Source organism: Bombella saccharophila (assembly GCF_026385475.1).
In the GTDB taxonomy this organism is placed as follows: domain Bacteria; phylum Pseudomonadota; class Alphaproteobacteria; order Acetobacterales; family Acetobacteraceae; genus Bombella; species Bombella saccharophila.
The window spans coordinates 485,111-509,363 of sequence record NZ_JANIDW010000001.1 but is presented as its reverse complement, the minus strand read 5'-3'; the positions used below and the strand labels follow the sequence as shown (position 1 = coordinate 509,363).

Below are 24,253 nucleotides of genomic sequence, written 5' to 3'. Positions count from 1 at the left end.
TTATGAGAGTCGAGCAGGCGATATACGGTGAGGTGCGCGGCGGGCATGCTTTGCGGCTGGTCAGCGACCGCAGCCGCGTTCCCGCCGAGCTGGCGTCGCGCCTCGACCTGCCCGACACAGCGCCTCCCGGGGTGAAGTGGTCGCCCTTCGTCAGCGGCTTCCCGCACGGCGACCGCTACGTGCTTGCCCGCACCTTCGCCGACCCGACGGCATCCCGGGCCGGGATGGTCCTCTCCCATGCTGTCATCGCACCCCTCAGGGAAATGACAACGACGACTGACCTGCGGCCACTTATCGCGCTGCTGATCGCAGCGCCTAAGCCGCCCGATGCGCTTGAAGGGTGCAACGTGCCCACGTCTACCCTTGCGGCGCCCACGGCCACGGACTTGAAACCGGCAGCCGAAGCCCTGACTACCAGGGGAACCGGGCCCGTGGTGCGGGTCGGCGTTCAAGGGTTTGAAGATTTAGCCGTCGCCTTGTGGTTCCACCTTTGGCCCGAACTCCGCGCCCGGTTCGCGTTTCGGCTGAGCTTCGGTCCGCATGATGTGGTCGATATGCCCCAGCCGTCGCTCATCTGCACACCCACCGCATTGGCGGCCCGCTGGACGGGTCATCGTATCATCGGGACCTCTGGTTCGGCCCCTGTGTCACGCTCGACTGCGATCTTGAGCGGAGGCGCGGAGGCTGAGCCTATCCTCGCTTTCGCCCACGAAATCGGGGCGCGACTGGACCGCTTCACGGACTTGCCCCTGCTTGAGCGCGCCTTTGAGCTCGGCTCCTCCTCGAGCCCGAGCTTCGACGACTGCGTAGCCGTCCTTCGGCTCGTCGAGCGCCTCTCGCCCGATCCCACCATGGGTACGGCGGGCAAGGCAAAGCTGGTCGAGAGGCTCGCCTCGAGACTGCAGGGCGCCGCCGTGGCGGACACCCTCCTGCTCAGAAACCTGAGCACAACGGGACTCCCGGCGGCGAGCACGCTATGGACAGGCCTCGAATCCTGGGCGGTCGCAAACAAGTTCCTACAAGCTGAAGATCCGGTCATGCTGTCCGCGATCGACGACGCCCTTTCGGCCACGACCGCGGTGGAACCGTGGCGCAGGGCGGTCCTCGCGGGAGTCGTTGCCGCCGCGCGCTCGACTTCGTTTGGGTTTTCGGCGGCGTTCTGGCGTTGGGCTGAGACTCGACCTGCTACGCTGAAAGCGCTGGTCGACCACCTCCCGCAGGACGGGGGTTTAGAAGCTCGACTGTCTGACGCCGTACCTCGTAAGATCAGTTACGACGCCGGCAAAGCGGTGAAGGGCATCGCGCTCATGAAGGGATGGCTTCGCCTACACGGGTCTGCCGCCGGTGCGAGCCTCTCGCCAAGCGAGGCAGTCCGCCAACAGCTCTCCGTCGATGCCGATCCGGGCAACCTCGACGGGCTCAGAGCCGCGTTGCGGCCGGCTACGCCGGCGCAGTCGCTCGCGATAGCGCTCGAAACGGCTGACCCGCGCATCCTACACATCGCGGCCGAGGAGGTCGCGCGAAAGCCCCAGCTCTTGAAGGATGTCGATTTCAGAACCCTGCCGGCGCAGCAGCTTTGGGCTCAGGCCCTTGCCGCCAACGCCGAAGCATGGCGGGGGCCAACCAACCCGCAGCGCTCCTTTATTTCGGTTGTTGAGAAACACCTCGATGGGGGCACCGTTGATCCAGAGCTGATCACGGCACTCGCCAAGAGCCCCTTGGCTGACCTGAGCGGCTATGCCCGTCGCGCCGAGGTCTGGCCGCGGCTCGCGGATCCCACCCGGACCAACCTCCTGAAAGCCACAGCCGGCGGCTGGCTCGATCGCGCCTCGACGGGTGACGTCGCCCACGCACCGGACCCGCAACTTGAAGCCGCAATCCTCGCAGGTGATCGCTTAGACAGCACACTGCGGACGCTGGTGCCGACCGGCGTCGGCACCAGCGTCCGGATCGTCTCCGCCCTGCCCAGGATCGACGAGCACCGCTTCCTCCGCTGGCTGCAGACTTGGGCGACGGCACGGCTGTCGCTGCCGTCGGGTGATGCGGAGATGCTCGGTCGCCTGATCCTTGACCGCTGCTGGCGCCGCGCCGTCGATGAGTTGGTCCACCTCGCGCGCATGGGGCGCGACGACGTTAAACCGGTGCTCCGGGTGTGCCATGATATGATAAGCACCTTCACGCGGTGGACGCTCGGGCTATCGGCGGTTTCCTACGAGGAAAAGTGGACAGTCCTAGAGGACCTTGCCGCCGACCTCTACCCAAATGGGCCCGATTACAACGAAATCTGGGGTCGAGCCGGAGGACGAGACGCGGACCTGCAGAGCTTCGGTAGCGGGCGGTCCCGGTGGCGGGATGCGATCGGGCAAATGAGGCGAGGCGGAGGACCTCGACCAGCTCAACTGCTCGATGAGATGAGGCGGGATTTTCCCCACAGTGATCAAGTTCGCTATCTCGCCAGCGATCCCGATCTCGGAAAGGGTTACCGGTAATATGCTGCGAGTGCGACTATGAACGACGATAATCGACCTAAGCCAATCGAAAAGGCCGGCTTCTCGAATGGGCACGCCTTGTTAGTGGCCATCGCGGCCTACCCCAAGGTATCGCCATTGCCCCCTGCGGTGATCAATGACGCCCGCGAGGTGAGCGCCGTCCTGACCTCACCTGCGCATTGCGGCTACGACCCAAAGAACGTAACGACGCTACTTGACAGCGAAGCCACGCTTGAAGCGATCCGTCGCGAACTCAGCGCGCTCGCCAGCCGCGCCAAGCCTGACGATACGGTCATGATCTTCTTCTCTGGGCACGGCGCTCGCCTTGACGATCCAAACGGTCCTGAGAGCGCGCTGATTCCAGTCGATTGCGATCCGGGCAATGTATCGGCGACCGTTCTGCTGGAGACCGAGTTATCTTCTCTGCTGGCCGGCATCAAAGCTCAACGCCTCGTCGTCGTTATCGACGCTTGTCATTCCGGTGGAGCCGGTAGCTTCAAGGCAGTCGGGAGCATCGCTGATCTTGGCTTCAGCGAAAAGTCGTTGGACCGATTGGCGCAAGGGACCGGTCGCGTCCTGATCGCATCGTCGCGAGCATCCGAAACCTCGCTCGTGCTCGCAGGCGCGAGCAACAGCCTTTTCACCGAGCACCTCGTGGGCGCCTTGCGAGGCGCGGCACGCACACATGGCGACGGGTTGATCCGCATCTTCGAGATTTTCAACTACGTTGCCGAGAAGGTCCGTGGCGCAGCACCGGGACGGCAGCACCCGATCTTCAAGGCAAGCGATCTGGAAGACAACTTTCCCGTCGCGCTCGATCGAGGAGGCGCCAAGGGCATAGCCGCCCATCAGAACCCCGCCGTATCTGGCGGCATCTGGCGGGAGCTTGAGAACATACTCGCCGACCTGTACCCGGCAGGCCCTCTAGATCAAGAAATCTGGGCGCGCGCGGGCGGTGATGTTTCCCGTCTTCGTCTGACCGGCACGGGACGTGCCAGCTGGTTCGCAGCGATTCAAACCCTTCAACGGGGTGGTGGCGGTGCCCATATTAGTCAGAGCTCCCTAGTTCAAGCAGTCCTTCAGGATTTCCCTCACCACCTCGCGCTGACACAAATGTCGCAGCGAAGCTAACCTTCTGCAGGTACGCAGAGCATCGGCAGGCGGACAAGCGTCCGCTCGCAGGTTGCGCCATGAATGGATGAACGTCGACAGCTGAGCCGCCAAGATGGCCACAGATACTTTCATGCCGTAGCAATGCCTGCTTTAGCGTGCGTGACCCATGATAAAGAGCGGCGGTGTTGGGGGCGCATGGCGGTCCCACGCATCGTGCATGTGATGGCAGCTTCTTGCTTACCGCGTCCGGCAGCGGACATTCTGCTTCCCCCCAATTCTGACATCAAGAGGGGGTTCACGGGGGAGAGCTTTGCTCTCCTCCTGACCAGTTTGCAAGCTAGCGGACACAACGTGTCCGCTGGTTTGCACGGCTGGCATAAAGTTACGGAAGGTCGGACACGAAACAGAAGAACATCGTTACATGAAGGAGAAATGCAGCTTCAAAATCACAGGCTGTCAGAGAGAGATGTGAAGAAATTTACAAGAAGGGATTTGGATTTTTTATCATTTCTGATGCGCTCAATCAGGTTCGCAAGAGCTGTCTGCTCTTTCTGGTCAGCTTCCAGCACGGCAGTATCGGAAGGAGGAGACGATCCCTGTTGCGCTGCCTGTCCGTCCCGGCCGTTCTGGACCTGTAACTGCTGCACGGTGTCATGAATATCCCGGGGACTGGCATGGGAGTAGCGGGCCAGGGAGCGTTCATCCTTGTGGCCGGTATAGCTTTTGGTCAGGGTGCTGTTATAGCGACAGTCACGGGCAATGCGCGTTGTCGCCTCATGTCTCAGATCATGCAGACGAATGTCCTGCAACCCGGCTTCCCGTGCTGCCCTGGCAAATATCTTGCTGTATGTGGCTTCGGTTTGATAGCGGGTGAAAATGCGTGCTTCCGGGTCGGGTGCCCGGCCATGGACTGCCTTATAGTGCTGTCTCAAACGCTGAATCTGTTCACACGCTGCCCGGGTAAGCGTGCGGATTTGTCCGCCTTCCTCGTCGTCATGGGCCTCGGTCTTGTGATGGGGAAGCGTCAATCTGTAATTGGCAGGATCGACATCACCCCATGTCAGATTGAAGGTTTCCTGCCGCCTTGTGCCCTGATTGAGGGAAAAGGTGAAAAATTCCACGATATCGGAAGCATCCTGCGCGGGGATGTGGGACAGGATGGCGGCAAACTCGTCATCCATAACGCGGTGCTTTCGTTTCCTGTCAGCGCCCTTGAGTTTCCTGACGGTCTTTACGACATCTTCAAAATCGGCGTCATGCTCCTCATTGAGATGATCAATGACGACGGAAAGCAGGTTGATGTATTTATTGACCGTCGCCCGGGAACGCGTTTTTTCCCTGAGTGGTCTTTTACCCTTCACGCGGGCCCGTCCCCGTAAAAAGGCTTGCCCTGCAGGCACCGTATAGGGAGCCTGCATGTCCTTTCTGAATTTCGTGATGTCACTGCGTTGCAGGTCTTCCAGGGGGATGCGCAGAAGGGGAAATTGCTCCGGGTTCTGAAGTAGGAAGGCGATATAGCCCTGATAGCTGGTTTTTTTCTCAGCCCGATAATGAAGGTCCAGTAGTCTCAGCCCGCTCTCCAGGGTCATTCCGCAAAATTTGACGCTGCCATGATCCCGGGATGAACGAAGCTTCAATTCCTCTTTCTGTGCAGCCTGCCAGCGCATGGCCGTCTTCAGGTTGTCCTGTAGGGTTCGTCCGGATGAGAAGGTTCTCTCATGACGCTTCCCCTGAAAGCTGAACCGTGCCTGAATGGCCGTCTTCCCCCGCTGGCGCATACCAGCGGGGAAAACAGTCCCTTCATATTTGTTGGCAGGTCCAGGCAAGGCTTTTCCCCAGTTGTCTCAGACAAAATCTTTATTTGAGACAAAGGTATGGAATAATAAACTTACAAAAAAAGCACTTTTTTCAGTTTACCCTAAATTTCCGTTGCAGTTTATTGAAGAAATGGATGCGCATTCATGGTTATTCATGCTGAATGGCATTCCTGGACATGAGCATGGCTATGCTGTTGGTGCTTGTATGGGTATAGCGGGCCAGGGAGGCATCATCCCGATGGCCGGTAACACGCTTGATGAGGGAGGTATTATGGCCACAGAGGGCGGCAATCCGCGTGGTGGCCTCATGCCGGAGGTCATGCAGGCGGATGTCTTTCAGTCCGGCCTCTTTGGTCGCGCGCCTGAAGGCAAGGCTGTAACCATCCACTCTTGCATAGGCATTGAAGACCTTTTGGGAGGCGGTAACACGGCCTGCCTCCTCCCTGAGCCGTAACAGCAGGTCCCGCGCCTTGCCGGTCATGACACGAACCTGCCCGCCAAGTTCCTGGTCGTAATTCATCGTCTTGTGTTTGGGAAAGCGGATGGCGTGGTTGTCAAAATCGACGTCGCCCCAGGTCATGTTGAACGCTTCCGAGCGTCTTGTGCCCTGATGGAAGCAGAAACGGATCAGGGCTGCTGCATGTCTGGCTGTAGGGCCTTTGAAATGGCGGAGGATGAGGGTTAGCTCCTCATCACTGACGCGGCGGCTCCGGCGCTTGTCGGCATTCTTGATATGGGCGACGTAATCTGAAGAAGCATAGTTGGTCAGCTCAGCATCGTGTTCGCGATTCAGAAAATTGATGGCAACTTCAATCAACCCGATCCGTTTGTTGATCGTTGCAGCACATAATCCCCTTTCCTTCATGCTCTCACGAAACTGGCGAATATGAACCGCGCGCAATGTGCCCAACTTGCACTGCACAAGGGGAAGATTTTTCCAGCGTTTGAGAAACGAGGAAATATGGGACACGTAACTGACTTTCCCCTGTTCGATATGATACTGCCCAAACTTTCTCAGAAGATCAGCCACTGTCCATTCGGCAAAGGGGGAAGACGAAGAAACAGTCTCCACAGGAACAGGATCAGGCGGTGAAACGACTGGCTGGCAAACACCTTGTGGAACGTCCTGAGACGCCTTTTGAACGGCTTGCCAAGCGATGGCGGCATCCAGGTTGGTGAAAATATCGGAACTGTCAGAAAAACTCCTCGCGAGACGCCGACCCTGGACGCTAACGCGCGCTTCTATGGTCACACTCCCTCGCAGGCGAAGCCCTGCATGTTTTTCCAGACGACGTTTCAGCTTCTTCCGAGCTGCCACGGACAGGGCAATAAAAGCCATCCAAGCTTCTCCCTGACCCACTCTTATGACCACAAAAACGGTTAAACCTGGGTCAATCGCTAAGAGATGCTCTGTCTCGGGATAGCGAAAAACGGCAGTTTTCTGGGGAAAAGCGTGGTGGATGCGACAGGGATTGAACCTGTGACCCCTGCCGTGTGAAGGCAGTGCTCTACCGCTGAGCTACGCATCCCCGATGGGGTGAGTGGCTTCTACCACTCGTTCTCTTCCCACACAAGAGGGCTACTTTAAAAACCAAACATATGATCTAATGAAAAACCACCAGCCCCATTCTCTAGACCATGATACCCAAAAAGGCGGCATGTTAGGTCACGAATTAAGACATAACCGCCCTCCCCTGCTTGGTCCAACAATGAAGCATCAAACAGCTTATGCGGTTGAAGAAGGTAAGAGCCAGAAGGCTGGATGGTAATATCAGCCTGAGCCAGCTCCGCCCCATCAGCAGCATGAAGATGCAAGCGCGTTTGGGATGGGGCGCGGCCTTCACGCAGGGAGGTCGGGTAAATCAGGTAACAAAAACTCCGTAGTACTGTGCCATCAAGAATTTGACCAAGCTTTAAAAAGAGCCGAGTTGTCAGTCCCGGCGGGGGACCAGCATAAGACTGCGGCTCGTTACGCCATGTCATCATAGTGTTGAAGATATGCCCGCCAAAGCTCGTCTCCGCCGCATGGTCCGTTTTGCGATGGCGATAACGCATTAAAGCATGAGGCCAGCCGTCAGCCTCCCCACCATCGCGGAAGTCATATACAAGCTCTGCATGTCCGGGCTTTTGGAGAAGCTCGTGCAGGGCAATCGCCCCTTGATAATTACGCGGCAAATTGCCGAGAAAGTGCTGGCCACATTCCTGACCAGCTTCATCAAACACATCCAACCGCAGCGGCATATGTGTTAGTGCTTCCGACATCGGGTTGGGTTGGACGAAACTTTCATACAAAGCGGGATTAGGGATGGGGAAAGGCAGTACAAACCCGCGCCCTAAGAGGGGCGACATAGTGCGAAGTGCGGGATCGGGTTGTAAATTGGCGCGCTCGACATTCATATGGGCGATGCGTGTGCGCCCCCGCTGTACAATTTCGTACCGTGGGCGAACCAGATGTTGGCCAGAGCGTAACTCCAACTGGGCAGGCCACCGCCATTTAGGCAATAACGCGCCGACATCCAGCGCAACCGTCTCATAAGGGCCGATAGGCTGAGTGATAGGGTAATGCTCATCCTCTCCCATAGGGTTGAGTGTTATAGCCCCTGAAGGAATGGTTGTGCCGTGGCTATTTTGCAGCCAGAGATATACGGCCTCATCATCATCAGGCGCGGGAAGGGTCGCAAAGCGCATGGAGGGCCACGCATTAGCGTCATGCGTCACAGAAAGGCTCGGGTCACCTTTGCGACCAAAACTATCAAGAGCATATTTTACGACATCATGCCCTTTTGCCCCAATCACATGGATGAAAAGCTGCCCTGTAAAATGAGGGAGATTGAAGCGCTCCCTCACCTCTTGACTATCAATCACCACACCGGCGGCGGGGTTCTCTACATCATGATGCCATTCTGCCAGAATAAGGCCCTGCTCATCGTAAAGACGGAGCCAATAGCGTAAAGACTCCGCCCCGTAATTAGACCAATAATTCGCCGTGACTAAGCGGGTGCTGAAATGTTCTGTCTCGCGGAAAAAGGCAAAATTAGTTGCGAAATTACATTTATCCAAATAAGGCCGCTTATAGGGAAAGAACATATCTGGCAGGCGCGCTATACCCAATGTATAAAGCGGTATAGCCCCTATAAATGCCCCAAGGCGGGAATGCATTTTAGCATCCTCAAATGACAAAGCGAGGATGGCATCCACATCACAATTAGCCGCATGGACAATGGCGCACTTCTGCCCGCCTAGGCCATCAGCCTGACCAACTTGCTCACTATCATGCGTTAAAATCAAAGCCGGTTGAATAGCGGGATAAAGCCCACATAACGTAGGGGCGTAATTATCAGGGTCATAAAAAGCAACTCTCTTGCCTTTTAACGCCGCCTCCAGCGTTTTCATCTCCTCAACAATCAGCGGGTGAGAGAGAGCCTTATAGAGGACATTACCGCCCTGCGGTCCAAAAGTTTTAATGTCCAACATGAAGTCATCCCTTCTGATCGAGCTGAATACGTCGTCTTACTTCTTCCGCCGCTAACCACGTATCGTCAAGATGGTGCGAAGGCATAAATGATGTTAAATCTAAGGAGGACTGAACACGTCCCGCTTTTTGTAAGGTCTTTACAAAACTCTCAATGCGTGAAGACCTACCCTTTAGCGGCAAAATACATACGGGTTTATCTGTTGCCACCGCCTCTGAAATCATCGAGACACTATCTTGGGTTACAGCTAAAATATCAGCACAAGCGAGCAAGCCCATATAAGGGTTCTCCTCCCCCTCGCCATCCATCACCACAGCCCCTAAAGGCTGAAGATGCGCACGCATAAAAGCAAGAGCCTTAGGGGAGGTACGGCGCGATGGCGTGATAACACATCGAACTGACGTTTTGCGTATAAAGCGGGCAATTTGTGCAGCAAGAGCTGCGGCTTCACTCTCCTCAAAACGATACCGCCCATTAGAGCCGCCAAGAAGAACCCCTAGAACCCTCTCCGCCCCTGCACGGATAGGACTATGCCAGCGCTGTGCAGCCTCTGCTAAACGGGCGGGGGTGACATCATGCAACGCCGTGCGAATAGATAATACATTCGGCCCGCTAAGCTTATCATGCTCATTAACAATCACTAACGCATAGGGGGAAAGGCGCGCTCTAGGGTGCTGAATCTGCACGACAGGAAGGCCATAATGCGCCCCCAGAGCCGCCCCTGCGACCCCGCCCTTCCCCCCGATACTAATAATGAGACGGGTTGCAGAGGATAGATGAAATGGTGCAAAAAGACCCAAAGAACGCGGCCAAAACCGAACGGGTAAGCGAAGGGCCCATGAATCTTTTTGTGTTATAACAGGCTGAAAATCCCAAGAGAAACCCGCCCTTTCTGCCAAGCCTCGCCCTTGTGAGCGCATCCCGGCATAATCCTCGGCAATAATCGTGGCGTGCATTGTGAAAAGGCTCCCTCGGGTATTAGGCCATCATCATTTCCTCTCTCTAGCAAGACTATCCTCCATGACCCATAGTGATTTTACCACCCTTGGCCTCTCCGATGCTCTTACACATGCTGCACAAAAAGCGGGCATGACAAAACCGACAGCGATTCAACAGCACGCTATTCCGCCCCTTCTGGCAGGGCGGGATGTTCTGTTACCCGGCCAAACAGGGACGGGCAAAACCGCCGCTTTTGTTCTCCCTGCCCTCCAAAAACTTGCTCATCTTAAAGAGGATGGCTCTACCCCCTCTATCCCGCGCATCCTCATCTTAGAGCCAACGCGCGATTTAGCCATGCAGACCGCAGCAGTGTGCCGCCAGTTGGGCCGTCAACTCCCGCTCAAAACGCGTGTGATTTGCGGGGGTGTCCCACGCGAGCAACAAGCTCTCTCCTTAGCGCAAGGGGCCGATATTATCGTTGCCACTCATGGCCGTTTGCTCGATTTTGTGGAGAAAGGCGACCTATCGTTAGAGCATATTCTCTATCTTGTGCTAGATGAGGCAGACCGCCTTTTAGATGAGGAGTTCTCAGCCAGTATGACGGCCCTTGTCCCCTATATTGCTGACCGTCCCCAAACGGTCTTTTGCTCAGCCACCCTGCCTGCGCCTGTCATGGCTCTTGCCAAACGCGTAACAAAAGACCCTATCCGGGTCGAACCGGGAGAAGAAGAAGTCACGCCGCGGCGTATTCGCCAGCAAGCCCTCTTCATCACAGATGACCAAAAAGAGCCACTCCTGCAAAAACTACTGGAAACTACCCCCCACCTCAAAGACGGGAAAACAGGCCGCACCATTATTTTTACTAAAACGAAACAGCGGGCTGATTCTGTTGCCAAATTGTTGAGGAAGGCACGATATAAAGCCATCGCCCTGCATGGTGGACAAACCCAAGGCGAGCGGAAAAAGACGTTAGAGCGTTACCAAGAGCAGGCTGGAGCCATCCTCGTAACAACCGATATAGCAGCCCGTGGGCTAGATATTGATGATATTCAACTCGTCATCAATATGGACCTGCCTCAAACGCCAGAGCTTTATATTCATCGCATTGGCCGTACAGCCCGGGCAGGAAAGCAAGGCCGTGCCGTAACCTTCGCGACATTTGATGAACGCGCCCGCCTACGCGATATTGAAAAACATATCAATTACCGCATCCGCATCATCACGACCGAGACGCTCTAAACCCATCCCCCTATGGCCGAATGGCGACCATCACGACCATAGGGAAGCAGGCTACCAGCCCTTTTAAGCAGAGGCACGATCATAAATTGGGAAGCGAGCGCATAGCTCCTTCACCTCTTTGCGCACGCGGGCGAATGTTGCTTCATCCTCCTCATCGGCACTCAGCACCGCATCAATCATACGTGCCACTTGGCGGAATTCCGCCTCACCAAAGCCGCGGGCTGTTGCTGCCGGGCTACCGAGGCGCACGCCGGAGGTCACAAAAGGCTTTTCTGGGTCGAATGGTACGGCGTTCTTGTTCGCGGTAATGCCAGCACGCTCCATGAGAGCTTCCGCCTTCTTGCCAGTCACCTTCTTAGGACGCAGGTCCACCAAAACGAGATGCGTATCGGTCCCACCTGTTACGATGTCGAAGCCACATTTCAACAGCTCATCAGCCAGAGCCCGCGCATTAGCTTGCACACGCTGCTGATAATGTTTGAACTCCTCTTGCAGAGCCTCACCAAAAGCTACAGCCTTACCTGCAATCACATGCATCAAAGGGCCACCCTGAAGGCCCGGGAACACCGCCGAGTTAATCTTCTTCGCGATGTCTGCATCATTCGTCATGATGATACCACCGCGCGGGCCGCGTAATGTTTTATGCGTTGTGGAGGTCGTAATATCTGCATGAGGAACCGGGCTTGGGTAAAGGCCAGCCGCTACAAGCCCAGCGAAATGGGCCATATCGACCATCAAATAAGCCCCGACCTCATCAGCAATCTTGCGGAAACGAGGGAAGTCAATCACACGCGGATACGCAGAGCTGCCCGCTACGATGATGCGCGGCTTATGCTCGCGAGCCAGACGCTCCATCTCCTCATAATCGAGCAGACCATCTTCTCCGCGCACGCCATATTGCACCGCATTGAACCATTTGCCGGAATAATTCGGCGCGGCACCATGGGTAAGATGCCCCCCCGCTGCGAGGCTCATACCGAGGATGGTATCACCGGGCTTAGCCAATGCCATAAAGGCGGCCTGATTCGCATTAGCCCCAGAGTGAGGCTGCACATTGACAAACTCCGCGCCGAAAATCTTCTTCAAACGCTCAATGGCAAGATTCTCAACCTTATCAACATCAACACAGCCACCGTAATAACGGCGACCGGGCAGACCTTCCGCATATTTATTGGTCAGAACAGAGCCTTGAGCCTCCATCACTGCAAAAGACGCCATATTCTCCGAGGCAATTAACTCAATACCATCTTGTTGACGCTCCAACTCGGCATTCAGAATCGCGCTAACCTCCGCATCACGCTCCTTCAAAGGCGCATGATAGAAGGAATGGAGGGTGGATTTTTTGATGTTGTCGGACATTCGCTACGCATCTCTCTGCAAAAAAACTCTTCCTTTTTATAGGCGTGAGAGCTAAGCGCGTCTATCGTTGCGGGATAATTACGTTCAAAAAATACTGTGAGGGCCATCATGACCACACCCCTTTGGCAGAGAAAACCAGTTACGCCCCCCACAAACCACCCTAACGGGTTAAAGCGTGTCTTCGGCCCGTGGCGGCTTATCACGATGGGCATTGGTGTTACGGTTGGGGCTGGGCTTTTCTCCCTCACCGGTGTGGCCGCTGGGCAAAATGCTGGCCCTGCGGTGGTTATCTCCTTCCTCATCGCCGCTATTGCCGCAAGTTTTGCCGGGCTATGCTATGCCGAGCTTGCCGGGATGCTCCCCGCCGGCGGGTCGGCTTATGCCTACGCTTATGCTGGCCTTGGTGAGATCATCGCATGGATTATCGGCTGGGATTTGATTTTGGAATATACCGTTGGTGCTGGGGCAGTGGCCTCTAGCGCTTCTGGATACATCACTTCCCTCCTTAAAGGCTGGAACATCCTCATAGACCCCCGCCTCCTTAATCCGCCTCTCACAACCCTCACCTTGCCTAATGGCCAAACCACCCATGCGTGGTGCAACCTTCCAGCAATGCTCATTCTTTTCATCATCACACTTTTGCTCATGCGGGGGACGAATTTTTCTGCCCGCCTGAATGCGCTGGTCGTCTTTATTAAGCTTTTGGTCATTGTTGGGCTTATTGCTGTCTGCACACCCTTTGTCGATGTCAGCCATTTCCACCCCTTTATCCCCCAAAATACGGGAAGTTTCGGGCATTTTGGTGTCAGCGGCATTATGCGCGCTGCGGGTATGGCTTTCTTTGCCTATATCGGCATTGATATTGTCTCGACCGCCGCACAAGATACCAGCAACCCTCAACGCAATATGCCCATCGGTATTTTAGGCAGCCTACTGGCCTGTGCTGTCATTTACATTGTTTTTTCAACTATTCTTGTAGGCGTGGTTGATTATCGTTTACTCGCCCATGACCCAAGCCCTGTTGCCACCGCTATGGATAAAATCCACATGCCATGGATGGCTGTATTGGTAAAAATCGGCATTACCTTCGGTTTTATTTCTGTCCTTTTCGGCCTCCTCATTGGGCAAAGCCGTATTGCTATGAATATGGCAGAAGATGGCCTCCTCCCCAGCTTTTTAGGCCGTGTTCACCATGGGACACGCACCCCTTGGACAGCCCATATCATTACCGCCTGCGCCGCCGCCCTGCTCGCCGGGTGCGTCCCTATCGCCACCTTGGGCGAGATGACCTCCATCGGCACGCTTCTTGCCTTTGTCATTGTCTGTGCTGGGGTGACGACTCTGCGCCTACGTGCCCCCAATGCCCCACGCAGCTTCCGCGTACCCGGTGGGCCAATTATCATCCCCTTTTTAGGGATCATCACCTGTGGGGTTGTTATTGCCTCCATGAGCCCACTCACCTGGGCGCGATTGCTCATTTGGTTGGCCATTGGGTTTATCATTTATTTCGCTTACGGCATCCGCAAGAGCAAATTACGCAACAATTCTTCCCTTTAAGGGTAGAAAATTATAATAATCTTCCATAGAAGCGAGGCATGAACTAGAGAGACGATGAGAGTACCCCCACCATGAAGTCATCCCTGTGGCGTAAAAAAACTATTACCTCTTCCGTCGAGGCCAGCGGACTAAAACGAGTCTTCGACACATGGCAACTTATTGCCATCGGGGTTGGCGTCACTATAGGTGCAGGGCTTTTCTCCCTCACGGGCGTAGCCTCTGGCCTTTATGCTGGCTCGGCTATACCGCTCTCCTTCCTCATCGCTGGTATTGCCGCCAGTTTTGCAGGCTTATGTTATGCCGAACTCTCTGGCATGATCCCTTCTGGTGGCTCCGCCTACTCCTACGCTTATGCTGCCTTGGGGGAGGTTGTGGCGTGGGTCATCGGCTGGGATTTAATCTTGGAATATACCGTCAGCACAGCGGCTGTTGCCTCTAGCTGGTCGGGCTATATTGTCTCCTTCCTCAAGGGCTGGGGGGTCGTCATAGACCCTCGCCTCCTCCACCCGCCCATGACACTTGTTACCCTCCCCGATGGGCAAACAGCGCATGCATGGTTTAACGCCCCTTGTTTGTTCATCCTCTGGCTTGTCACCTTTATGCTCACCCGTGGGGTGAAGGAATCAGCACGGATGAACGGCCTTGTCGTGGCTATCAAGTTCTGTGTGCTTGTTGGGATGATTATTGCCGCGCTGCCTCACATCAATATGGCGCATTTTCATCCCTTTATTGCCCCTAATACAGGTCAGTTTGGCATTTTTGGCTTTAGCGGCGTTATGCGTGCCGCAGGGATGGCCTTCCTCGCTTATATCGGCTTCGACATCGTTTCGACCGCCGCACAAGATACCAAAAACCCGCAAAAATCCATGCCCTTTGCGATTTTGGGCAGCTTGATTATCTGCACGATTATCTATGTGGCTTTCTCGGCTGTGTTGGTTGGTGTGGTGGATTATCACCGCTTTGCAAACGACCCGAGCCCCGTTGCCACGGTTATGGATGTCATCAACCTTCCTTGGTTAGGTTTGCTCATTAAGGGAGGGATTTGCCTCGGTTATTTATCTGTCCTTTATGGGTTGTTAATGGGCCAAAGCCGTATCCTCCTCGCTATGGCACAAGATGGTCTATTACCCGCCTTCTTCCGCCGTCTTAACCCCAAGAGCCATACCCCTGTACCCAGCCATATGCTGAGCTTCCTCGTTAGCGGGGCACTCGCTTGCTGCTTACCCATCAATATCCTTGCTGATATGGCCTCTATCGGTACGTTAGCGGCCTTCATCATCGTATGCGCGGGCGTTATTGCGCTGCGCTTTAGGGCACCCCATGCCCCACGTACCTTCCGTTTGCCAGGTGGGCCATGGCTTATCCCCGGCTTAGGCATTCTCTCATGTGGTAGTGTCATGCTCTCCATGAGTCTTGTCACATGGATGCGGTTTATTCTCTGGTTAGCCATTGGTGCCGTTGTTTATTTCGCTTATAGCATAAAACATAGTCACCTGAGAGTAGGGCACCACCCTACTTCGTCTCATTCTGATTGATCTAAACAACGTGGAGCAAGCCTCATGAACAGGCCCTTCTGGCGTACAAAACCAATCGCTCACACCATCACGGCCAAAACAGGGTTACGCCGTGTCTTAGGCTTATGGCAGTTAATTGCCCTTGGTGTGGGTGTGACTGTAGGGGCCGGTCTGTTCTCGATGACAGGTGTTGCGGCGGGGCAATATGCTGGCCCTGCTGTCACGCTCTCCTTCCTCATCGCGGCCATCGCCTGCGCCTTCGCTGGCCTTTGCTATGCGGAACTCGCTGGAATGATTCCCGAAGGGGGCTCCGCCTATACTTACGCTTATACGGGCATGGGCGAAGGCATTGCATGGATTATCGGCTGGGATTTAATCCTCGAATATACCGTTAACGCCTCCACCGTTGCCGCCAGCTGGTCGGGCTATTTTGCCGCTCTCCTCCACGGGCTAGGCATCCATCTGGACCCTCGCTTTCTCGCCCCAACGGGGGCGGCTGTTATGACGCCCGATGGTCATTTTGTACATGCTTGGTTTAATGCACCAGCCGTCTTCATCATCTGGGCCGTGACGGCGTTGCTCATGTACGGGACACAAATCTCGAGCAAAATTAACCTCTCTATTGTCATCCTCAAACTCGTTATCATTGGTAGCGTTACGGCCGTATGCTTGCCTTATATTAGAGGCACTCACCTCCATCCTTTCATTCCCCCCAATACCGGGCAATTCGGCAATTTTGGTGTTAGTGGGGTTATGCGCGCAGCAGGGCTTATCTTCTTTGCCTATATTGGGTTTGACATCGTCTCTACCGCAGCGCAGGATAGTAAAAACCCACAACGCAATATTCCTTTAAGTATTCTTGGTAGCCTTATAGTCTCCGCTGTCATTTATATGATTTTCTCATTTGTTATTGTCGGCGTTGTTGATTACCGCGCCATGCTGCATGACCCGAACCCTGTATCGACCGTCCTTGATAGTCTTCATATGTCATGGTTCTCTAGTATCATTACACTGGGTATTGCCTTTGGATATATCTCCGTTATTTATGGTTTGCTCATGGGGCAGAGCCGTATTTGCCTCTCCATGGCAAAAGATGGCCTCCTCCCCCCTCTCTTCTCAAAACTTAATGAGCGTAGCCGTACACCGTGGAGCTCCCACATCATCACCGCTATTGTGGCAAGCCTTCTCGCCGCGTGCCTTCCTATTGATATTCTCGGGAAGATGACCTCCATCGGCACATTATTGGCGTTCATCATCGTTTGCCTGGGCGTGATGATTCTACGCATTCGTCAGCCTGACGCTGTGCGGCGTTTTCGCACCCCCGGCGGGCCGTTCCTCATTCCCATTTTAGGGATTATCTCCTGCGGTGCTGTCATGCTCGCTATGGACCTCATGACATGGATCAGGCTTGTCGTATGGTTGCTAATTGGTATGGGCGTCTATCTTTGCTACGGATTGCATCGTAGCCATATTCGTCATTCACACCATTAGGAAGATAAAGGTACAAACATATTATGGTAAGAAGCTCTTTCCCCCATACACGTTTGCGTCGTAATCGTTTTGACGATGCCACACGCCGCTTGGTAAGCGAGACACATCTGCATGTTGATAATCTCATCTGGCCCATTTTCATCTGTGAAGGCGAACAACAACGCCAAAAAGTAAAGGCCATGCCAGGGGTGGAACGGGTCAGTTTAGACCTATTAGTAGAGCATGTGCGTCCCGCTGTGGAGCTTGGCATCCCCGCTGTCGCCCTCTTCCCCGTTACACCGTTGGAAAAACGTAGTGAAACTGGTGAGGAAGCCCTTAACCCTGATAATCTGATGTGCCGAGCCGCGCGCGTCTTAAAGCAGGCTTACCCTCACCTGGCTTTAGTAGGGGACGTAGCCTTGGACCCCTACACATCCCACGGTCATGATGGCTTAATTAAGGATGGTCACATCCTCAATGATGAATCGGTAGATGTTCTACGCCATCAGGCCTTGAACCAAGCGAAGGCTGGCATTGATATTATTGCCCCATCCGACATGATGGATGGCCGCGTTAAAGCCATCCGCAGCATTTTAGATGAACATGACTTCCACACAACGCGTATCATGGCCTATGCAGCCAAATATGCCTCTGCCTTTTATGGCCCCTTCCGAGATGCTCTAGGCTCCAACGCTCTACTGAGTGGTGATAAAAAGAGCTACCAGATGGACCCGGCTAATAGCGATGAAGCCCTACGGGAAGTCGCTATGGATTTAGCCGAAGGGGCGGATATGGTGATGGTCAAACCCGGGATGCCCTATCTTGATATCATCCGCCGGGTACGTGACACATTCTCCGTGCCGACATTTGCCTATCAAGTCTCTGGCGAATATTCCATGATTATGGCCGCTATTGAGAATGGCTGGCTAGATCGCGAAAAAACTATTCTGGAAAGCCTCATCGCGTTCCGCCGGGCTGGCTGCCATGGCATCCTGACCTATTTTGCTGTTGAAGCAGCGCGTCTGCTGCGTGGTCGTTAAGCCACGCTTTTCCCCCTCTCCTCTCCGTAGGAGACGGGGGAGCCTTGCCCATAAGGCAGGCCTTGAGGCGGAAAAATTAGCTGAAGATTATCTCCATCACCAAGGCTTCACAATCTTAGCCCGCCGCTATCGCACAGCTTATGGGGAAATTGACCTGCTTGCAGCCAATGATGATTACTTGCTCGCCATTGAAGTCAAACAACGTACAACCCTAAGCGAAGCCCGTTACGCCGTTTCCACACGTCAAAGCCAAAGGTTATTACGGGCGTTTCAACTCGTCATTGAAACCCATCCAGAGTGGCAACGGGAGAATAGCCGATTTGACGTCATCATCATGGATGTAGCTGGTGAGATTGACCATATCCAGGATGCTCTACGACTTACTTAAAGCATCAAAAAAGCCTCACCGAATTACTTCAATGAGGCTTTAGAGCGGATCACACGGCGGTAGAAAAGAAAATTTTACCCACGCCGATGATGAAGATTCCTATGATGCTTCACAACGACATGACTGTAATAAGAGACGTTACGCACTGTCGCACCATTATGATGCCGGCTAGACGCCAAACGAACCCCTGTAGCACGACCATGAGATAGATGACGGACCGCATGATGAAATGCCGAAGGCGGCGCAATAAGAGCATCAAAGGTTAGTTTACTTGCCTCATGCTCAGTCAACACACGCTCAGCATGAGCCGGAGCTACAGCCAACCCTGCCAACCCAAAGAGCCCTAAAATAGCGCCCCCTTTTCGGGATTTCTTCATCTTCCGCCCTCTTCTTATATCTCCGCCTTATCCAGCAGAGCCAGCTCTCATACCAAAATGATGGTTACTCTAATCATGTCAAAAAAAAGAAAGCAACAAAAACCCGCCTTCCTTAACATTTATTTAGAAAAACCACCTCGTCGCGATCATCCCTCGCTCTTTAGCAACCCTTTCTCCACGAGTAAGCTTTCCAGCTCACCGCTCTGATACATGTCTGTGACAATATCACAGCCCCCGATAAACTCACCCTTTACATAAAGCTGAGGAATTGTCGGCCATTGTGAAAAATCCTTGATCCCTTGCCGAATTGCAGGATTTTCCAAAACATTTTCCGTCTCAAACTCAACGCCAATATGGCTCAGAATCTGCACAACACGCGCAGAGAAACCACATTGCGGAAACTGCTTATCCCCTTTCATAAAAAGCATGACAGGGTTTTTATCGACTAATGCCTGAATCGTCTGAAAAACAGCATCATTCATCTTATCTGTCCTTTCCACTCACTCAGGAGCCCGCGTCTTAACGGCCAAAGCATGTAGCTCTGTCCCCACACGATCCCCGAAGGCGTCATAAACCAGCTTATGCTGTTTCACCCGTGATAACCCACGGAATACATCACTCACAACCTCACAGGCGAAATGATCTCCATCGCCTGCAAGGTCTTCAACCACAATCTGCGCGCCAGGGAAAGCCGTCCGAAGGGTTTTTTCAATCTCTTCCGCTGTCATCATGGCAAGCCTCTCAGGATATTTCATCTAAATGCACAACCGGCGCATCATCCCGCATATCCCCCATAAAGCGCGGGAAGAAAGACGCATGCAGCTCTCTCAAATGCGAAATTGACACTGAGACATCCGCACCAATCTTCAACGCATCGCCGCCTATACGTCCCAAACGATGAACAGGAATCCCCCGCGCTTGAGCCGTCTTTATCACAGAATCGGGCTGTGTCGTTACTAAAACATAACGCGCCTGGTCTTCCCCAAACCAATAAGCATGAGCAGCTATATCCGTAGGAGGCGCAACAAGAGTACAGCCTACCCCACCGGCCATAGCCATCTCAGCCACAGCAAGAAGTAAACCACCATCGGAAACATCATGACAAGCTGTTACGGAGCCTTCTTGAATAAGGCCGCGTACAAAATCGCCATTCCGCCGCTCGGCTTCAAAATTAATCGCAGGAGGCGCACCTTCCTCACGATTGAGAATTTCTTTCAACCATAAAGACTGCCCGAGCGTGCCTTCCGTCTCCCCAATGAGGAGAATCTCTCCTGCGTCTGGGAAGGCAAGACCAACAGCTTTATACACATCCTCCAGCACACCAACGCCACCAATCACAGGGGCAGGTTGAATGGCTGTGACGCTCCCATCATCACCACGCGTCTCGTTATAAAGAGAGACATTCCCGCTAACGACAGGGAAGTCCAACGCGCGCCCAGCATCGCCGATACCTTTTACAGCCTCGACAAACTGCGCCATGATGCGTGGATTTTCTGGGCTGGCGAAATTAAGATTATCCGTCATCGCCAAAGGCTTTGCCCCAGTGGCAGTTATATTACGCCACACTTCCACCACAGCTTGCGCACCACCAATATAAGGGTCCGCCTGCCCATAACGCGGGGTGCAATCGGTCGTCATTGCGAGGCCACGATTCGTTCCCTCGACCCGTACAATCGCCGCATCAGCCCCACCGGGGCGTTTTACTGTCTGGCCGCCTACGCCGCTATCATACTGATTCCAAATCCATGCACGAGACGCCCCATTTCCGCTAGCCACAAGGCGGCATAAGGCCATCTTTATTCCACATGGATCAGCAGGCACAGGAAGTGGAGGCTGACGTTCATACACGACCGTGGGACGGTCATAAATCGGGGCTTCATCAGCTAAGGGGCCCAGTGGGATATCAGCTTCTACAACCCCTTTGTGCCGCACCGTAATCCGACCACTATCTGTCAGCTTACCGACAATCGCAAAATCTAACTCCCACTTCTCAAATATCTTGCGGGCTTCCTCTGTCCGATCAGGCCGCAGCACCATCAGCATACGTTCCTGACTTTCAGAGAGCATCATCTCATAAGCCTGCATATGCGTTTCACGCTGGGGCACATGGTCTAGGTCTAGGTCAATCCCAACCCCACCCTTACTGGCCATTTCCACCGCAGAAGAGGTCAAACCTGCTGCCCCCATATCCTGAATGGAAATCACAGCATCCGTTGCCATGAGCTCCAAACAAGCCTCAAGCAACAATTTCTCTGTGAAGGGGTCCCCAACTTGGACAGTCGGCCTTTTAGAGCTGGATTCGGAATCGAACTCCGCGGAGGACATCGTCGCCCCATGGATGCCATCACGTCCTGTTTTAGACCCGACATAAACAACAGGGTTCCCCACCCCCGCCGCAGCGGAGAGGAAGATACGATCTTGCCGAGCCAAACCAACGGTCATGGCATTAACAAGGGGGTTGCAGTTATAGGAATGATGGAAGTTTACCTCGCCCCCAACGGTTGGCACCCCCATGCAATTGCCATAACCGCCAATGCCGCGCACCACACCATCCACAACGCGCTTTGTGTCTTTATGGGAGGGGTCGCCAAAACGTAGGGCATTCAAATTCGCAATAGGGCGCGCACCCATTGTGAAAACATCACGCAGGATGCCCCCAACCCCTGTCGCTGCCCCTTGATATGGCTCGATAAACGAAGGATGGTTATGGCTCTCCATCTTAAATACAGCCGCCAAGCCATCCCCAATATCAATGACCCCGGCATTTTCGCCAGGACCATGAATAACCCAGGGGGCCTTAGTCGGAAGCGTTTTAAGATGTAAACGTGACGATTTATAAGAACAATGCTCCGACCACATAACAGAAAAAATGCCAAGCTCCGTAAGGCTTGGCGTGCGTCCCATAATGGTCAGTACCTTCTCATACTCGTCATCTTTAAGACCAAAAGAGCGCGCTAGATCAAGGTCAACAGATGCAGCTGTCATCAGCCCAGAGCCTCCAAAATCCCACTAAACAGGGGTAAACCATCTGTCCCGCCCAAAATCTCTTCTGTCAGATTTTCTGGATGCGGCATTAACCCACATACACGACGATTCTCGCTCAAAACCCCGGCAATAGAACGAGCACTCCCATTCATGTTGATATGCTCGTCATCATCTTTCACACGACCCGCAGCATCACAATAACGAAACGCCACACGTCCCTCACCCTCTAGCCGGTCCAAGACATCCCGGCTTGCTGTGTAATTGCCATCCCCATGCGCTAACGGCGCACGAAAAACTGCACCGCTCTTCCATCCTGCGGTAAAAACACTATCGCGCCCTTCCACCTTGAGATGACAATCCTGCGCTAAAAAACGCATCCCAGCATTACGCAACAAAGCCCCGGGGAGCATTTGTGCCTCTGTTAAAAGCTGAAAACCGTTGCACACACCCAGGACATAGCCGCCTTTTTCCGCAAACTGACGGACAGCCCGCATAATAGGAGAATGTGCCGCCATAGCCCCGCTACGCAAATAGTCGCCAAAGCTAAAGCCCCCTGGCAGGACGATTAAATCGAACCCATCAACATTGTCTTGCTGATGCCAGAGCATTTCTGGCGCCTGCCCAGAAGCCACCTGAAACGCTTGTGCCATATCCCGTTCACGATTCGTGCCAGGAAAAACGACTATACCTATTTTCATCTGTTATCCCCTGCCGAAATGGCAGAATAGCAAGGATAGTTATCATGAAACGCGCGATAAATACCACGACCAGCAGGCTCATCCAACGCATCTTCATGCCCCGCATACCAGCCAACGATGAGCGAGCGTAGCTGTGCCATTCTGATCTCTTTAGGGACACAAAAAGCAAGTGGCTTATGAGCGCCTTCCACGGTCGAAAAATTCCGCGACCAGATTTCACTATCCATAGTCCCAGCAAGATAGCCATTACAGGCAGGCAGGCCGGCATCATGACTACATAACGCCACCAATCCCTTGCCAGGCAGAGAGGAAATACGCTGCGCTTGCGCCCGCTTCTCAGAATACAACCCAGCAACACCAGAAGGGCACGTATAGTTATCATGCAACGCCTGGAACACGCCACGCCCTGCGGGCTGTGTAAGAGCGACATCATGCCCGGCTAACCACCCTACCACTAAGGAGCGAATCTGCACCCCTTTAACCTGCGCTGGGATACAAAAAGCAGGCGACGGGGCAGAACCTAGCAACAAGCCAAAGCTCTGTGACCATGAGGCACCATCTGTGATACCGGCAAGGTAGGCACTACACGCTGCAAAACGCGACTGTTTTGCACAGCTCCGTGCCAATTCCTCGCCCGAAACTGTGGAGATACGTTGCGCCTGGGCCGTATGCCCTGCCAACAAGGAGACAATCCCTAGGGCTAAAATAAACCCCATATTACGGATGAATGTCACGCACTTACCTCCACATAAAAATCTTCAATCACTTCGTTAGCCAACAGAGCGCGAGCCATTTTCTCACCCTGTTTTTTTGCCTCTTCTGCCTCAGTTGTTTTTATGTGCAGGTCAACCACACGGCTGATCCGCACATCTGAAGCATTATTAAAACCGAGAGAATGCAAAGCGTGCTCCACCGCTTTTCCTTGCGGATCCAAGACGCCTTTTTTCAGATAAACGAAAACTCTGACCTTCACTGCACACCCTCCGTAGATACGCTCTCTGTTTGCCCGTTCTCTGGCAAAATACCAAGACGGCGAGCCACCTCCTGATAGGCCTCACCAACGCCACCCATATCCCGGCGGAAACGGTCTTTATCCATTTTTTCCTGCGTTTGACTATCCCAAAGGCGACAATTATCTGGTGAAATCTCATCGGCCAAAACGATGCGCATCTCATCATCTTGCCAAAGACGACCAAATTCCAGCTTAAAATCTACCAATGTGATCCCTACACCTGTAAATAATCCACATAGAAAATCATTCACCCTTAAGGCCAACGCTTGTATCTCCTCCAGTTCTTGAGGATGAGCCCAGCCAAAGGTGATAATATGTTCCTCAGAGATGAGAGGATCATTTAAGGCGTCATTTTTATAGTAATATTCTACCAAAGTACGCGGTAGACGCTCCCCCTCTGGCAAACCAAAACGCTTCGAGAGAGAGCCTGCTACGACATTCCGCACGACAACTTCTAGCGGAATAATCTCAACCTCTCGGACGAGCTGTTCCCGCATATTTAAACTACGGATGAAGTGCGTTGGAATGCCCATCGCTCCAAGGCGCAACATTAAATACTCGCTAATGCGGTTATTCAGGACGCCTTTACCAGTAATAATGCCGCTTTTAGCACCATTTCCAGCCGTTGCATCATCTTTGAAATACTGAACCACTGTTCCTGGCTCAGGCCCTTCAAAGATAATTTTGGCTTTTCCTTCATAAATCTGCCGACGGCGAGCCATGCCTCTTCATCCTTACGTAATGGGCCTATAATAAAGCCATTTCGGCCCCCTATATCACAAG

The 24,253-nt window shown here is 53.8% G+C and carries 22 protein-coding genes and 1 tRNA gene; 8 read left to right on the top strand and 15 right to left on the bottom strand.

Annotated features, from left to right (window positions below):
• Window positions 1–2: 2 nt before the first annotated feature.
• Complete coding sequence (locus tag NQF64_RS02260) at window positions 3–2,489, top strand: GAP1-N1 domain-containing protein (RefSeq protein WP_266106324.1); 2,487 nt, start codon at window positions 3–5, stop codon at window positions 2,487–2,489.
• Between the two features lie 18 nt (window positions 2,490–2,507).
• The gene (locus NQF64_RS02255; RefSeq protein WP_266106323.1) at window positions 2,508–3,620 is read left to right on the top strand and encodes a caspase family protein; all 1,113 of its coding nucleotides are present in this window, start codon (window positions 2,508–2,510) and stop codon (window positions 3,618–3,620) included.
• A 110-nt stretch (window positions 3,621–3,730) separates the two neighbouring features.
• Here the strand turns inward: NQF64_RS02255 and NQF64_RS02250 are convergent, their stop codons facing one another.
• The 6 genes from NQF64_RS02250 to NQF64_RS02225 all read right to left on the bottom strand — a co-directional run bounded on the left by NQF64_RS02250 (window position 3,731) and on the right by NQF64_RS02225 (window position 9,848).
• The gene (locus NQF64_RS02250) at window positions 3,731–3,862 is read right to left on the bottom strand and encodes a hypothetical protein (protein ID WP_266106322.1); all 132 of its coding nucleotides are present in this window, start codon (window positions 3,860–3,862) and stop codon (window positions 3,731–3,733) included.
• Window positions 3,863–4,048: 186 nt separating this feature from the next.
• A complete protein-coding gene (locus NQF64_RS02245; RefSeq protein WP_266106321.1) occupies window positions 4,049–5,428 on the bottom strand; it encodes a tyrosine-type recombinase/integrase in 1,380 nt (459 codons plus the stop codon).
• A 139-nt stretch (window positions 5,429–5,567) separates the two neighbouring features.
• Complete coding sequence (locus NQF64_RS02240; protein ID WP_266106320.1) at window positions 5,568–6,758, bottom strand: tyrosine-type recombinase/integrase; 1,191 nt, start codon at window positions 6,756–6,758, stop codon at window positions 5,568–5,570.
• Window positions 6,759–6,873: 115 nt separating this feature from the next.
• Window positions 6,874–6,948, bottom strand: a tRNA-Val gene (locus NQF64_RS02235).
• A 55-nt stretch (window positions 6,949–7,003) separates the two neighbouring features.
• Complete coding sequence (locus tag NQF64_RS02230; protein ID WP_266106319.1) at window positions 7,004–8,893, bottom strand: hypothetical protein; 1,890 nt, start codon at window positions 8,891–8,893, stop codon at window positions 7,004–7,006.
• Window positions 8,894–8,897: 4 nt separating this feature from the next.
• Window positions 8,898–9,848, bottom strand: coding sequence for a mitochondrial fission ELM1 family protein (locus tag NQF64_RS02225; protein WP_266106318.1), 951 nt, complete (start codon window positions 9,846–9,848; stop codon window positions 8,898–8,900).
• 64 nt (window positions 9,849–9,912) lie between these two features.
• Here NQF64_RS02225 and NQF64_RS02220 point away from each other — a divergent pair, with 64 nt between their 5' ends.
• The gene (locus tag NQF64_RS02220; RefSeq protein ID WP_099025957.1) at window positions 9,913–11,070 is read left to right on the top strand and encodes a DEAD/DEAH box helicase; all 1,158 of its coding nucleotides are present in this window, start codon (window positions 9,913–9,915) and stop codon (window positions 11,068–11,070) included.
• A 63-nt stretch (window positions 11,071–11,133) separates the two neighbouring features.
• Here the strand turns inward: NQF64_RS02220 and glyA are convergent, their stop codons facing one another.
• On the bottom strand, window positions 11,134–12,429 hold the full coding sequence (gene glyA / locus NQF64_RS02215; protein ID WP_099025958.1) for a serine hydroxymethyltransferase: 1,296 nt from the start codon (window positions 12,427–12,429) through the stop codon (window positions 11,134–11,136).
• Between the two features lie 108 nt (window positions 12,430–12,537).
• Here glyA and NQF64_RS02210 point away from each other — a divergent pair, with 108 nt between their 5' ends.
• The 5 genes from NQF64_RS02210 to NQF64_RS02190 all read left to right on the top strand — a co-directional run bounded on the left by NQF64_RS02210 (window position 12,538) and on the right by NQF64_RS02190 (window position 18,398).
• On the top strand, window positions 12,538–13,986 hold the full coding sequence (locus NQF64_RS02210; protein ID WP_266106317.1) for an APC family permease: 1,449 nt from the start codon (window positions 12,538–12,540) through the stop codon (window positions 13,984–13,986).
• A 71-nt stretch (window positions 13,987–14,057) separates the two neighbouring features.
• Complete coding sequence (locus tag NQF64_RS02205) at window positions 14,058–15,521, top strand: APC family permease (protein ID WP_099025960.1); 1,464 nt, start codon at window positions 14,058–14,060, stop codon at window positions 15,519–15,521.
• A 24-nt stretch (window positions 15,522–15,545) separates the two neighbouring features.
• Window positions 15,546–16,991 (top strand): amino acid permease, encoded by a 1,446-nt coding sequence (locus NQF64_RS02200; RefSeq protein ID WP_099025961.1) that lies wholly within the window; start codon window positions 15,546–15,548, stop codon window positions 16,989–16,991.
• A 23-nt stretch (window positions 16,992–17,014) separates the two neighbouring features.
• A complete protein-coding gene (hemB, locus tag NQF64_RS02195; protein ID WP_099025962.1) occupies window positions 17,015–18,010 on the top strand; it encodes a porphobilinogen synthase in 996 nt (331 codons plus the stop codon).
• A complete protein-coding gene (locus NQF64_RS02190; RefSeq protein ID WP_266106316.1) occupies window positions 18,000–18,398 on the top strand; it encodes a YraN family protein in 399 nt (132 codons plus the stop codon). Before hemB ends, NQF64_RS02190 begins: the two co-directional genes overlap by 11 nt.
• Before the next feature lie 74 nt (window positions 18,399–18,472).
• Here the strand turns inward: NQF64_RS02190 and NQF64_RS02185 are convergent, their stop codons facing one another.
• The 8 genes from NQF64_RS02185 to purC all read right to left on the bottom strand — a co-directional run bounded on the left by NQF64_RS02185 (window position 18,473) and on the right by purC (window position 24,192).
• Window positions 18,473–18,775: a hypothetical protein gene (locus NQF64_RS02185; protein ID WP_099025964.1), complete on the bottom strand. Its 303-nt coding sequence runs from the start codon at window positions 18,773–18,775 to the stop codon at window positions 18,473–18,475.
• 146 nt (window positions 18,776–18,921) lie between these two features.
• A complete protein-coding gene (grxD, locus tag NQF64_RS02180) occupies window positions 18,922–19,257 on the bottom strand; it encodes a Grx4 family monothiol glutaredoxin (RefSeq protein ID WP_099025965.1) in 336 nt (111 codons plus the stop codon).
• 18 nt (window positions 19,258–19,275) lie between these two features.
• Window positions 19,276–19,503: a BolA family protein gene (locus tag NQF64_RS02175; protein WP_099026319.1), complete on the bottom strand. Its 228-nt coding sequence runs from the start codon at window positions 19,501–19,503 to the stop codon at window positions 19,276–19,278.
• A gap of 13 nt (window positions 19,504–19,516) precedes the next feature.
• Complete coding sequence (purL, locus tag NQF64_RS02170) at window positions 19,517–21,760, bottom strand: phosphoribosylformylglycinamidine synthase subunit PurL (RefSeq protein ID WP_266106315.1); 2,244 nt, start codon at window positions 21,758–21,760, stop codon at window positions 19,517–19,519.
• Entirely contained in the window at window positions 21,760–22,458 is a 699-nt protein-coding gene (purQ, locus tag NQF64_RS02165) for a phosphoribosylformylglycinamidine synthase subunit PurQ (RefSeq protein WP_099025967.1), read from the bottom strand. Before purQ ends, purL begins: the two co-directional genes overlap by 1 nt.
• The gene (locus NQF64_RS02160) at window positions 22,455–23,192 is read right to left on the bottom strand and encodes a Rap1a/Tai family immunity protein (RefSeq protein WP_099025968.1); all 738 of its coding nucleotides are present in this window, start codon (window positions 23,190–23,192) and stop codon (window positions 22,455–22,457) included. Before NQF64_RS02160 ends, purQ begins: the two co-directional genes overlap by 4 nt.
• Window positions 23,189–23,431, bottom strand: a complete 243-nt coding sequence (gene purS, locus NQF64_RS02155) for a phosphoribosylformylglycinamidine synthase subunit PurS (protein ID WP_099025969.1) — start codon at window positions 23,429–23,431, stop codon at window positions 23,189–23,191. The genes NQF64_RS02160 and purS overlap by 4 nt, the downstream gene beginning before the upstream one ends.
• Window positions 23,428–24,192: a phosphoribosylaminoimidazolesuccinocarboxamide synthase gene (gene purC, locus NQF64_RS02150; protein ID WP_099025970.1), complete on the bottom strand. Its 765-nt coding sequence runs from the start codon at window positions 24,190–24,192 to the stop codon at window positions 23,428–23,430. Before purC ends, purS begins: the two co-directional genes overlap by 4 nt.
• Window positions 24,193–24,253 lie beyond the last annotated feature (61 nt).

Excerpts from the sequence above, each read along its gene's own strand:
- NQF64_RS02260 (WP_266106324.1), top strand. The coding sequence starts at position 3 with ATGAGAGTCGAGCAGGCGATATACGGTGAGGTGCGCGGCGGGCATGCT.
- NQF64_RS02255 (WP_266106323.1), top strand. The coding sequence starts at position 2,508 with ATGAACGACGATAATCGACCTAAGCCAATCGAAAAGGCCGGCTTCTCG.
- NQF64_RS02250 (WP_266106322.1), bottom strand. The coding sequence starts at position 3,862 with ATGTCCGCTGCCGGACGCGGTAAGCAAGAAGCTGCCATCACATGCACG.
- NQF64_RS02240 (WP_266106320.1), bottom strand. The coding sequence starts at position 6,758 with ATGGCTTTTATTGCCCTGTCCGTGGCAGCTCGGAAGAAGCTGAAACGT.
- NQF64_RS02230 (WP_266106319.1), bottom strand. The coding sequence starts at position 8,893 with ATGTTGGACATTAAAACTTTTGGACCGCAGGGCGGTAATGTCCTCTAT.
- NQF64_RS02225 (WP_266106318.1), bottom strand. The coding sequence starts at position 9,848 with ATGCACGCCACGATTATTGCCGAGGATTATGCCGGGATGCGCTCACAA.
- NQF64_RS02220 (WP_099025957.1), top strand. The coding sequence starts at position 9,913 with ATGACCCATAGTGATTTTACCACCCTTGGCCTCTCCGATGCTCTTACA.
- glyA (WP_099025958.1), bottom strand. The coding sequence starts at position 12,429 with ATGTCCGACAACATCAAAAAATCCACCCTCCATTCCTTCTATCATGCG.
- NQF64_RS02210 (WP_266106317.1), top strand. The coding sequence starts at position 12,538 with ATGACCACACCCCTTTGGCAGAGAAAACCAGTTACGCCCCCCACAAAC.
- NQF64_RS02205 (WP_099025960.1), top strand. The coding sequence starts at position 14,058 with ATGAAGTCATCCCTGTGGCGTAAAAAAACTATTACCTCTTCCGTCGAG.
- NQF64_RS02200 (WP_099025961.1), top strand. The coding sequence starts at position 15,546 with ATGAACAGGCCCTTCTGGCGTACAAAACCAATCGCTCACACCATCACG.
- hemB (WP_099025962.1), top strand. The coding sequence starts at position 17,015 with ATGGTAAGAAGCTCTTTCCCCCATACACGTTTGCGTCGTAATCGTTTT.
- NQF64_RS02185 (WP_099025964.1), bottom strand. The coding sequence starts at position 18,775 with ATGAAGAAATCCCGAAAAGGGGGCGCTATTTTAGGGCTCTTTGGGTTG.
- grxD (WP_099025965.1), bottom strand. The coding sequence starts at position 19,257 with ATGAATGATGCTGTTTTTCAGACGATTCAGGCATTAGTCGATAAAAAC.
- NQF64_RS02175 (WP_099026319.1), bottom strand. The coding sequence starts at position 19,503 with ATGACAGCGGAAGAGATTGAAAAAACCCTTCGGACGGCTTTCCCTGGC.
- purL (WP_266106315.1), bottom strand. The coding sequence starts at position 21,760 with ATGACAGCTGCATCTGTTGACCTTGATCTAGCGCGCTCTTTTGGTCTT.
- purQ (WP_099025967.1), bottom strand. The coding sequence starts at position 22,458 with ATGAAAATAGGTATAGTCGTTTTTCCTGGCACGAATCGTGAACGGGAT.
- purC (WP_099025970.1), bottom strand. The coding sequence starts at position 24,192 with ATGGCTCGCCGTCGGCAGATTTATGAAGGAAAAGCCAAAATTATCTTT.